This is a genomic window from Rhodoplanes tepidamans, from assembly GCF_030813915.1.
Lineage (GTDB): Bacteria > Pseudomonadota > Alphaproteobacteria > Rhizobiales > Xanthobacteraceae > Rhodoplanes > Rhodoplanes tepidamans.
The window spans coordinates 84499-94145 of record NZ_JAUSUJ010000020.1; the positions used below are offsets into that span (position 1 = coordinate 84499).

Annotated in this window: 9 protein-coding genes and 1 riboswitch; of the genes, 6 read left to right on the forward strand and 3 right to left on the reverse strand. The window is 71.8% G+C overall.

Annotated features, from left to right (window positions below):
* Nucleotide 1: 1 nt before the first annotated feature.
* Nucleotides 2-1039 carry a cysteine synthase A gene (locus J2S22_RS21890; protein WP_272779688.1) on the reverse strand — a complete coding sequence of 346 codons (1038 nt, stop codon included), beginning with the start codon at nucleotides 1037-1039 and terminating at the stop codon, nucleotides 2-4.
* Between the two features lie 207 nt (nucleotides 1040-1246).
* Between J2S22_RS21890 and J2S22_RS21895 the strand changes: the two genes are divergently transcribed.
* Nucleotides 1247-1711 carry an RrF2 family transcriptional regulator gene (locus J2S22_RS21895; RefSeq protein WP_272779687.1) on the forward strand — a complete coding sequence of 155 codons (465 nt, stop codon included), beginning with the start codon at nucleotides 1247-1249 and terminating at the stop codon, nucleotides 1709-1711.
* Entirely contained in the window at nucleotides 1701-2402 is a 702-nt protein-coding gene (locus tag J2S22_RS21900; protein ID WP_272779686.1) for a class I SAM-dependent methyltransferase, read from the forward strand. Before J2S22_RS21895 ends, J2S22_RS21900 begins: the two co-directional genes overlap by 11 nt.
* Before the next feature lie 13 nt (nucleotides 2403-2415).
* Here J2S22_RS21900 and J2S22_RS21905 read toward each other — a convergent pair whose 3' ends face one another.
* Nucleotides 2416-3873 carry a cryptochrome/photolyase family protein gene (locus J2S22_RS21905; RefSeq protein ID WP_272779685.1) on the reverse strand — a complete coding sequence of 486 codons (1458 nt, stop codon included), beginning with the start codon at nucleotides 3871-3873 and terminating at the stop codon, nucleotides 2416-2418.
* Between the two features lie 234 nt (nucleotides 3874-4107).
* Between J2S22_RS21905 and J2S22_RS21910 the strand changes: the two genes are divergently transcribed.
* Entirely contained in the window at nucleotides 4108-5322 is a 1215-nt protein-coding gene (locus J2S22_RS21910) for a GGDEF domain-containing protein (protein ID WP_272779684.1), read from the forward strand.
* A 128-nt stretch (nucleotides 5323-5450) separates the two neighbouring features.
* Nucleotides 5451-6476, forward strand: a complete 1026-nt coding sequence (gene thiL, locus J2S22_RS21915) for a thiamine-phosphate kinase (RefSeq protein ID WP_272779683.1) — start codon at nucleotides 5451-5453, stop codon at nucleotides 6474-6476.
* Nucleotides 6477-6506: 30 nt separating this feature from the next.
* Here the strand turns inward: thiL and J2S22_RS21920 are convergent, their stop codons facing one another.
* Complete coding sequence (locus J2S22_RS21920; RefSeq protein ID WP_272779682.1) at nucleotides 6507-7448, reverse strand: homoserine O-succinyltransferase; 942 nt, start codon at nucleotides 7446-7448, stop codon at nucleotides 6507-6509.
* Nucleotides 7449-7485: 37 nt separating this feature from the next.
* A riboswitch (SAM-I-IV-variant riboswitch) is annotated at nucleotides 7486-7596 on the reverse strand.
* 218 nt (nucleotides 7597-7814) lie between these two features.
* On the opposite strand from J2S22_RS21920, the gene J2S22_RS21925 reads away from it, so the two are divergent.
* On the forward strand, nucleotides 7815-8699 hold the full coding sequence (locus J2S22_RS21925; RefSeq protein ID WP_272779681.1) for an amidohydrolase family protein: 885 nt from the start codon (nucleotides 7815-7817) through the stop codon (nucleotides 8697-8699).
* Entirely contained in the window at nucleotides 8696-9589 is an 894-nt protein-coding gene (locus tag J2S22_RS21930) for a substrate-binding domain-containing protein (protein ID WP_272779680.1), read from the forward strand. Before J2S22_RS21925 ends, J2S22_RS21930 begins: the two co-directional genes overlap by 4 nt.
* The last annotated feature ends 58 nt before the right edge of the window (nucleotides 9590-9647 follow it).

Genomic DNA, 9647 nt, shown 5'->3' on the forward strand with positions numbered 1-9647 from the left:
CTCACGCGTTGACGTACGGCACCGCGATCCGCGACGGGCGGATCAGCCATTCGGGGACGGGCAGTCCCTTGCTGCGCAGGAACTCCGGATTGAACAGCTTGGACTGATAGCGGGTGCCGGAGTCGCACAGGATCGTGACGATCGTCTTGCCCGGCCCGAGCTCCTTGGCGAGCCGGACGGCGCCGGCGATGTTGATGCCGGACGAGCCGCCGAGGCACAGGCCCTCGTCCTTGATCAGGTCGAACAGCAGCGGGATCGCCTCCTCGTCGGGAATCTGGAAGGCGAGGTCGACCGGCGCGTCCTCGAGATTTTTGGTGATGCGGCCCTGGCCGATCCCCTCGGTGATGGACGCGCCCTCGGATTTCAGCACGCCGGTCGTGTAGTACGAGTACAGCGCGGCGCCGCGCGGATCGGCGAGTGCGATCTTGACGTCCCGGCTCTTCGCCTTCAGCGCGAGGCCCACCCCGGCGAGCGTGCCGCCGGTGCCGACCGCGCTGACGAAGCCGTCGACGCGGCCCTGGGTCTGCTCCCAGATCTCCGGGCCGGTGGTGCGCACGTGGCCCTCGCGGTTGGCGAGATTGTCGAACTGGTTCGCCCAGATCGCGCCGTTCGGCTCGGTCGCCGCCAGCTCGGCCGCGAGCCGGCCGGAGATCTTCACGTAGTTGTTCGGGTTGGCGTAGGGCACGGCCGGCACCTCGACCAGCTCGGCCCCGTAGGCGCGCAGCGTGTCCTTCTTCTCCTGGCTCTGCGTCTCCGGAATCACGATCACGGTGCGGAAGCCGAGCGCGTCGGACACCATCGCGAGGCCGATGCCGGTGTTGCCCGCCGTGCCCTCGACGATCACGCCGCCGGGCTTCAGCGCACCGCGCGCGATCGCGTCCTCGATGATGAACAGCGCGGCGCGATCCTTCACCGACTGGCCGGGATTCATGAACTCGGCCTTGCCCAGGATGGTGCAGCCGGTCTGTTCCGACGCGCGCTTCAGCCGGATCAGCGGCGTGTTGCCGATGGCGCGCGTCACGTCTTCGCGTATCTGCATGCTGGCTCCGTTCGGCATGGCGGATCGGGTTCGTAGAGCAGGTTTCGGCCCGGCGGAGAACCGGGCTGCTGGAGAAAAGCAGACCTTATTTCGGCGCCTTCGGGCAATCCCGATCTTCCGCGGCCGCGCCGCCCACGGGCGGCGCGCGTCGCGCATGGCCTCGGCCCCGCATTGACGGCTTCACGCTCATGCAATATGTAAAGTTACATGAGACGCGACGGTCGGCTTTCGGGTGTTCTCCATGTGCTCCTGCACATGGCGGAGCGGAACGGTCCGGTGACCTCCGAGGTCATGGCCAGGGCCATGCAGACCAACCCGGTGGTGATCCGACGGATCATGGCCGGCCTGCGCGAGCGCGGGCTGGTGCGGTCCGGCAAGGGGCACGGCGGCGGCTGGACGCTGGCGCGCGACCTCGCCGGCATCACGCTTCGCGACGTCTACGAGGCGCTCGGCCGGCCGCCGCTGTTCGCCATCGGCAACCGCGCCGAGGCGTCCGGCTGCCTGGTCGAGCAGGCGGTCAACGGCGCCCTCGACCAGGTTCTCCACGACGCCGAGGCGCTGCTGCTGGCGCGGTTCGGCGAGATCACGCTCGCGGCGCTGAGCGCCGACTTCCACGCGCGCCTCGCCGCATGCGGGGGCACCCACGCATCGGAGATCCCGGATGTCGCTTGAACCGGCCCCGATCGACTTTCTCGCCGCCTTCGAGAACCCCGAGATGGTCGCCCGCTACACGGAGGGGCCGCCGCGCTTCGTGCCCGGGTACGGCGATCTCCACCGCATGACCGGCGTTCTGCTCGCCGAGCGGGCGCCGCGCGACGCCACCGTGCTGGTGGTCGGGGCCGGCGGCGGCCTCGAGCTGAAGGCGCTGGCGGAGGCCCATCCGGAATGGCGCTTCGTCGGCGTCGATCCGGCCGCCGAGATGCTGCGGCTCGCCGAGCGCACCCTGGGGCCGCTCGCGGCGCGGGTGCAGCTCGTCCAGGGCGTCGTCGACGATGCGCCGGACGGGCCCTTCGACGCGGCGACCTGCCTGCTGACGCTCCACTTCCTCGACGCCGTCGAGCGGCGCCGCACGGTCGGCGAGATCCGGCGGCGGCTGAAGCCGAAGGCGCCGTTCGTCGCCGCCCATTCCAGCTTTCCCCAGACCCCGGCGGAGCGCCCCGTCTGGCTGTCGCGCTACGCGGCCTTCGCGATCGCCTCGGGGGCCGATCCCGCGGACGCCGAGACCGCCCGCAAGTCCGTCGACGCCCATGTGCGGCTGTTCGAGCCGGCGCAGGACGAGGCCATCCTGAGGGAGGCCGGCTTTTCCGATCCCAGCCTGTTCTACGCCGCCTTCACGTGGCGCGGCTGGGTGGCCTACGCCTGACGTCGGCGCCCGTTCACGACGTCCTGGTCTCGGCGAGCGCTGCCAGCGCGCGCTCGCGCGCCGCCCTGTGGTCGACGAGGGGGCGCGGGTAGGTGTCGCCGAGCGCCACGCCGGCGCGTCGCAGCTCATCCGGCGTCGCCTCGAACGGACGGTGCACCAGCTTGGCGGGCAGGCCGCGCAGGGCCGGCAGCCACTGCTTCACATAGGCGCCGTCGGGATCGAACTTCTCTCCCTGGAGCACGGGGTTGAAGATGCGGAAATACGGCGCGGCGTCGGCGCCGGAGCCGGCGACCCACTGCCAGCTCGCCGCGTTGTTGGCCGGATCGGCGTCGACCAGCGTGTCCCAGAACCAGCGCTCGCCCTCGCGCCAGTCGATCAGCAGGTGCTTCGCCAGGAACGAGGCGACCACCATGCGGACGCGGTTGTGCATCCAGCCCGTGGTCCACAGTTCGCGCATCCCGGCGTCGACGATCGGATACCCGGTCCTCCCGCGCTGCCAGGCCCGCAGGCCGTCCGGGTCGCTCCGCCACGGAAAGGCGTCGAAGCGTGCCTGATAGTTCCTGGTCGCGAGATCGGGGGTGTGGGCGAGCAGGTGATACGAGAACTCGCGCCACGCCAGCTCGGACAGGAACTTGTCGATGTCCGCTGCGGTCGCGCCGCCGCGGCGGGTGTCGCGGGCCAGCATCGCGGCGTCCCACACCTGGAACGGGCTGATCTCGCCGAAGCGCAGATGCGGCGACAGTCGCGAGGTGTTCGTCCGGTCCGGCCGGTCGCGCAGGGTCGCGTAGCCGGCGAGGCCTGCGTCGAGGAACCGGGCGAGCCGGTCCTGCGCACCGGTCTCGCCGGGCGTCCATTCGGCCCGCAGGCCGGCGGCCCAGTCGGGCACGGTCGGCTCGAGCCGCCAGTCCTCCAGTCGTTCGGAGCCGACGCCGTCGAACCCCTGCATCGCCGTCGGCGCCGGCAGCGGGGCGCGCGGCGCGGGGCGCGCGAGCAGCGCGCGCCAGAACGGCGTGAACACGCCGAACGGCCCGCCGGCCTTGGTGCGCAGCTGGTCCGGCTCCGTCAGCAGCGACGCCTGGAAGGTCGCGACGCCGATGCCGCGCGCCGTCAGCGCATCCGCGACGGCCTCGTCGACCGCCGCCGCGGCGGGGTCGTGACGCCGGTTCCAGACGATCTCCACGGCGCCGGTCTCGGCGACCAGGTCCGGGATCACCCGCGCCGCGGGGCCGCGACGGAGTACCAGGATCACGCCCCGGGCGCGCAGGTCCCGGGCCAGCGCCCGCAGCGACCCGGCGAGCCACCACCGCGCCGCGCCGCCGAGCGGCCGCAGACCGGGGCTCTCCTCGTCGAGATCGTAGACCGCGATGACCGGCGCGGTGGTCGCGGCCGCCGCCGTGAGGGCCGGGTGGTCGGACACGCGGAGATCGTCGCGGAACCAGACGACGATCGGCAAGGAGGTGGCGTGCGACATGCGGTGCAGGTCCCGGCTGGGTTGTGGCGCTTGATCCGGTTGTCGGATACCATTCCGCCGGCGGTTTCGCAGCTGTGCCGGACGCCGTGCTTCACCTACGTCCGGCTGCCGTAACGGTTCACTTACCCTGTCCGGTCGAGCCGTCGGCACCGCTCCGTCTTTTCACGAGTTGTTTGGTCGGGGACGGTAGCTGTGGACGATGGCCGCCGCCTCGACCGGCACTCGGACCGTTCCATGACCGTCGACGTCAGTACGCTGTTTCTCGTCACGATCTATGTCGAGGCGATCCTCGGCCTGCTGCTGCTGTTCGCCTGGATGCAGAATTCGGCGATCCGGGCGGTGGCGTGGTGGGGCGGGGCGCATCTCCTGCGCGCCGGATCGATCACGCTCTTCGGCATGTACGGCGCATGGCCGGACATGATCACCATCGATCTGGCCAACGCCATCCTGCTCACCTCCTTCGCGGTCACCTGGACGGGCGCGCGAGTCTTCGACGGCCGCCGCCCCATGCCGATCGCGATGATCGCCGGCGCCGTGCTGTGGTTGATCGGCACCCACTTCGCGTTCACGTCGACCAAGATGGAGCTGCGCGCCCTGGTCTCGGCCGGCATCATCGCCGGCTACACCTGGGCGACCGCCGCCGAGTTCTGGCGCGGCCGCGCCGAGCCGCTGGTGTCGCGCCTGCCGGCGACGTTCCTCCTGTTCGCGCACGGCGCGCTCTTCCTGCTACGCACGCCCCTCTCCATGCTGCTGCCGTGGTCGCCCACCAACCAGGTGTTCGGCAGCGTGTGGCTGACCGTGCTGTCCTCCGAGGCGCTGCTGTTCTCCATCTCGATCGCCTTCATCCTGCTGGCGATGGCGAAGGAGCGCACCGAGTACCGGCACAAGACGGCCTCGATGATCGACCAGCTCACCGGCATCTCCAACCGGCGCGGATTCCTGGCCGAATGCGACACGGTCACGCGCCGTCAGGCGGAGGAGCCGCGCCTCACCGCGGTGCTGCTCGCCGACCTCGACCGCTTCAAGTCGATCAACGACCGCTTCGGTCACGCCGTGGGCGACAAGGTCCTGCAGGTGTTCGCCGACACCACCGGACGCACCGTGCGCCCGTCCGACATCGTCGGCCGGCTTGGCGGCGAGGAGTTCGCCGCCGTGCTCTACGACATCGGCCGCGAGCGTGCCCTGGTGATGGCCGAGGACATCCGGTCGCGCTTCGCCGACGCGGCGAGCCTGGTCGAGGGCCGGCCGATCGACGCCACCGTGTCGATCGGCATGGTGCTGACCGACGACCCCGCGCTCGACGTGCCGAAGCTCCTGCGCCACGCCGACCAGGCGCTCTACCGGGCCAAGGAGCGCGGCCGCAACCGCGTGGAGCTCGCCAGCCTCGAGCCCCGCGGCAAGCCCGGCGCGCCGGGCCCGAGCTCCGACTACGCCGTCGACGCGGCGTGAGGATCGGACACCGTCCGGCCCCGCAGCCGCTCGGTCGTCGCCTTCCGCGGTGCTGCGCTCCACCCGTCCGGGAATGACCCGCTCCGCCGGCTGCGCTACGGTCGTGGCGCAACGACCAGGGATTCCCCATGACCGCGACCGACGACACCGCAGGATCAGGCGAGGACCGGCTGATCGCCCGGCATTTCGCCCCGCTGGCGACGCATCCGGGGGCGCTCGGGCTGGCGGACGACGTCGCCGTGATGACGCCGCCGGCCGGATGCGACCTGGTGCTGGAGACCGACGCGATCGTCGCCGGCATGCACTTCTTCGCCGACGATCCGCCCGCCGGCATCGCCCGCAAGGCGCTGCGCATCAATCTCTCCGACCTCGCCGCCAAGGGCGCCCGGCCGCTCGGCTTTCTGCTCACCCTGGCGCTGCCGCGTCGCGCCGCCGAGCCACCCGTGGACGACGCCTGGCTGGCGGCCTTCGCGGGCGCGCTCGGCGAGGACGCGCAGGCCTATGGCTGCCCGCTCTACGGTGGCGACACCGTCGCCTCGCCAGGGCCCGTGATGATCTCCGTGACCGTGATCGGCGCGGTGCCGACCGGCACGCTGGTGCGGCGCGGCGGCGCCCGGCCGGGCGACCGCGTCGTCGTCACCGGCACCATCGGCGACGCCGCGCTCGGTCTGGTGCTGCGGCTGGAGCGCGCCGCGGCCGGCGACTTCGGGCTGAGCGAGGACGAGCGGGCGCATCTTCTGTCGCGCTATCGGGAGCCGCGCCCGCGGACGGCGCTCGCCGAGGCGGTGCGGCTGCACGCGACCGCGGCCATGGACGTCTCCGACGGCCTCGCCGGCGATCTCGCCAAGCTGTGCCGGGTCTCGGGCGTCACGGCCCGGGTCGACATCGCCCGCGTGCCGCTGTCGGGGGCGGCGCACCGCCTGCTCGATGCGGCGCCCGAGCATCTGGCCGCCGTGCTGTCCGGCGGCGACGACTACGAGATCCTCTGCACGGTGCCGCCCGACCGGCTGGCGCCGTTCCTGGCCGCAGCGTCCGCCGCCGGCGTGGCGGCGGCGGAGATCGGCGAGATCCTGGCCGGGCAGGGCGCCCCGGCGCTCGTCGGACCCGACGGCCACCCCGTCGCACTCGACCGTGCGAGCTTCAGCCACTTCTGATCACGACGTGCCACTGCCACGCGGCCGTCCTCACGCCGACCGGCGCATCGCCGCCGGCGTCCCGACCGCCGCCAGATCGAACGGCGTCGACTGGTAGATCGCGTCGATCCAGTTCGCGAACAGGAGATGGGCGTGGCTCCGCCACGTGTTCTCCGGCGGCCGCGCCGGGTCGTCGTCGGGATAGTAGTGCTTCGGGATCGCGATCGCGACACCGGCCCGGGTATCCCGCGCATACTCCTCGGCGAGCGAGGCGGTGTCGTATTCGAGATGGTCGAACATGTGCAGCGTCCGGTGCGCCGGATCGTCGATCAGGCACGGTCCCGTTTCCTCGTTGCCGGCCAGCACGGCGAGGCCGCGTCCGCCGGGAATGTCCGCACGCCGCACCGTGGTCCGGCGCGACACCGGCGTCGAGAACGTGTCGGAGAAGCCGCGCAGCCAGGGCGAGGCGGGCGCGAGGACGCGCTGCCGGAACACCCCGAAGGCCTTCCGCGGCAGCACGTGCTTGGGCACGCCGTGGAAATGCCGGACCGCCGCCTGTGCGGCCCAGCAGATCGTCAGGCAGCGGTGCACGTTGGTCTGCGTCCAGTCGAAGATCCGGCGCAGCTCGTCCCAGTAGGTGATCTCTTCGAACGGCAGCAGCTCGACCGGCGCACCGGTGACGACGAACCCGTCGAACCGCTCGGTCCTGACGTCCTCCCAGGCGCGGTAGAACGTCGCCATGTGATCGGCCGCCGCATGGCGTGCGACGTGATCCGTGATCCGCACCAGCGTCAGCTCGACCTGCAGCGGCGTCGCACCGATCAGCCGAGCGAACTGCGTCTCGGTGCGGATCTTGTTCGGCATCAGGTTGAGCAGGCCGATGCGCAGCGGGCGGATGTCCTGACGCACCGCGTCGGTCTCGCGCATCACCACGACGCCCTCGTTCTCGAGCGTGCGGCGCGCCGGCAGGTCGTCTGGAATCGTGATCGGCATCTGTCCGTCCTCTTTGTCGTCGAGGCGGACGCGGTGGCGTGATCCGTTTGGTTGCCGGCTCGGCCACATCCTCCCCGGTCGAGGGAGTGCCACCTTGCCCGGATCGGCAGGTTGGCGTTGGGCGTCGCCCCAACTCTTGATGCGGCGCGGACCCTAGCGACTTCACGGCGCCGGTGCAACGGTCTCGGCCGGACGCCGGCCGGCGCAGCACGATGTCGCCCGCAACATCGTACCGCGACCGGCGCCCGATATCGGCTTCGAAACGAGCTTAGCAAGAATGCATGGGGCCGGACCGCCTTCGAATGACGCAGGACGCCGTAAAACGTGGATCATGCGGGCTCCCCCGGCTGAAGACGAGAGGCCGGCATGCCCGACGCTTACAAAAACCACATCATCGATATCCACACCCATGTGATCTTCCCCGACACCGCGCGGCACCCGCTGGCGCCGCTCGGTGGCAAGCAGTCCGACTGGTCGCGGGCCCGGCCGACCGCCGCCGCGGACCTGATCGCCGCCATGGACGCGGCCGGCGTCGCCAGGTCGGCGGTCGTCCAGGCCTCGATCGCCTACGGCTTCGACAACGGCTACCTGGCCGAGGTGGTCGCCGCCCATCCGGACCGCTTCACCGGCGTGTTCTCGATCGACATGTTCGCGCCCGACGCGGTCGCCACCTTCGATCGCTGGCACGCCGCCGGGCTCACCGGGCTGCGCCTGTTCACCACCGGCAGCACCAGCCCCGGGCAGGCCTCGTGGCTCGCCGATCCGCGCACCTTTCCGGTGTGGGAGCGGGCCGAGGCGCTCGGCGTGCCGGTGTGCCTGCAGATGCGCCCCGAGGGGCTCTCCGACCTGACGACGCTGCTCGACCGCTTCCGCACGGTGCCGATCGTCCTCGACCATCTGGCCCGCGTGGTGCTGTCCGACGGACCGCCCTATGCAGCGGCGGGCTGGCTGTTCGCGCTGGCCGACCGTCCGAACCTGTTCCTCAAGCTGACGAGCCGCACGGTCGAGCAGTCGGCCGAGGGGCATTCGACCCCGGAGGCCTTCATTCCGCGGCTGGTCGCGGCCTTCGGGGCCGACCGGATCGCCTGGGGCTCCAACTTCCCGGCGCACGCCGGACCGATGGCGCGGCTGGTCGACGCGGCGGAGCGGGCGCTGGCCTGCCTGAGCGCCGCCGACCGCGGCTGGATCTTCGCCGGAACGGCGCAGCGTCTCTACCCGGTTCTCGCCGATCGCACGGAGGTGGCGGCATGACGACCCCGATCGCATTGACCATCGCGCTCGGCGCCAAGCCGTGGCGCGCGGCGCTCTCCGGGCCCGGCGCGGCGGCGAAGACCTTCTCGCTGTCCTTCGCCGACGTGTCGCCGATCCATCGCGCCTTCGCGCCGATGGTCCGCGAGCAGCGGTTCGATCTGAGCGAGCTGGCGGTGGTCACCGCCGTGCAGGCCTTCGCGGCCGGCAAGCCGGTGGTGCTGCTGCCGGTCGTGCTGGCGTCACGGTTCCAGCACCGCTGCCTGATCACCCGGCGCGACGCGCCGGCCACCCTCGACACGCTCGCCGGCCGCCGCATCGGCGTGCGGGCCTACAGCCAGACCACCGGCATGTGGATCCGCGGCATCCTGCAGAACGACCACGGCGTCGACCCGGCGTCGATCGGCTGGGTGACCCAGGAGGGCGCCCATGTCGCCGAGTGCGACGATCCGCCGTGGGTCGAGCGCACCGCGGCCGGGCGCAAGCTCGTCGATCTCCTGCGCGACGGCGAGGTCGACGCCGCCATCCTGGGCAACGACCTGCCCGACGATCCGGCCTTCGTGTCGGTGTTCCCGGAGCCCGAGGCCGCTGCGCGCGCCTGGTACGCCAGGCACGCCGTGCTGCCGATCAATCACGTGATGGTGGTGAGCCGGGCCGTGGCGGAGCGCGATCCCGCGGTGCTGCGCGACGTCTGGTCCCTGCTGAAGGCGGTGCGGCCGGCGCCGGCGGCGTCCGGGCCCGACATGACGCCGATCGGGATCGACGCGATCCGGCCGGGCGTCGAAACCGTGCTGCGCTTCTGCCGCCAGCAGAGCCTGCTGGCGCGCGACGTCACCGTCGACGCGCTGTTCGCCGAGGCTGCCGCGCTGCTCGGCGCGGCCGCGGTCCGCTGACGGGGAGGCGACCATGACGGCGGCGCGCAGCGCCGAACCCGGACTCCAGCCAAGCACT

Excerpts from the sequence above, each read along its gene's own strand:
- J2S22_RS21890 (WP_272779688.1), bottom strand. The coding sequence starts at position 1,039 with ATGCAGATACGCGAAGACGTGACGCGCGCCATCGGCAACACGCCGCTG.
- J2S22_RS21895 (WP_272779687.1), top strand. The coding sequence starts at position 1,247 with ATGAGACGCGACGGTCGGCTTTCGGGTGTTCTCCATGTGCTCCTGCAC.
- J2S22_RS21900 (WP_272779686.1), top strand. The coding sequence starts at position 1,701 with ATGTCGCTTGAACCGGCCCCGATCGACTTTCTCGCCGCCTTCGAGAAC.
- J2S22_RS21905 (WP_272779685.1), bottom strand. The coding sequence starts at position 3,873 with ATGTCGCACGCCACCTCCTTGCCGATCGTCGTCTGGTTCCGCGACGAT.
- J2S22_RS21910 (WP_272779684.1), top strand. The coding sequence starts at position 4,108 with ATGACCGTCGACGTCAGTACGCTGTTTCTCGTCACGATCTATGTCGAG.
- thiL (WP_272779683.1), top strand. The coding sequence starts at position 5,451 with ATGACCGCGACCGACGACACCGCAGGATCAGGCGAGGACCGGCTGATC.
- J2S22_RS21920 (WP_272779682.1), bottom strand. The coding sequence starts at position 7,448 with ATGCCGATCACGATTCCAGACGACCTGCCGGCGCGCCGCACGCTCGAG.
- J2S22_RS21925 (WP_272779681.1), top strand. The coding sequence starts at position 7,815 with ATGCCCGACGCTTACAAAAACCACATCATCGATATCCACACCCATGTG.
- J2S22_RS21930 (WP_272779680.1), top strand. The coding sequence starts at position 8,696 with ATGACGACCCCGATCGCATTGACCATCGCGCTCGGCGCCAAGCCGTGG.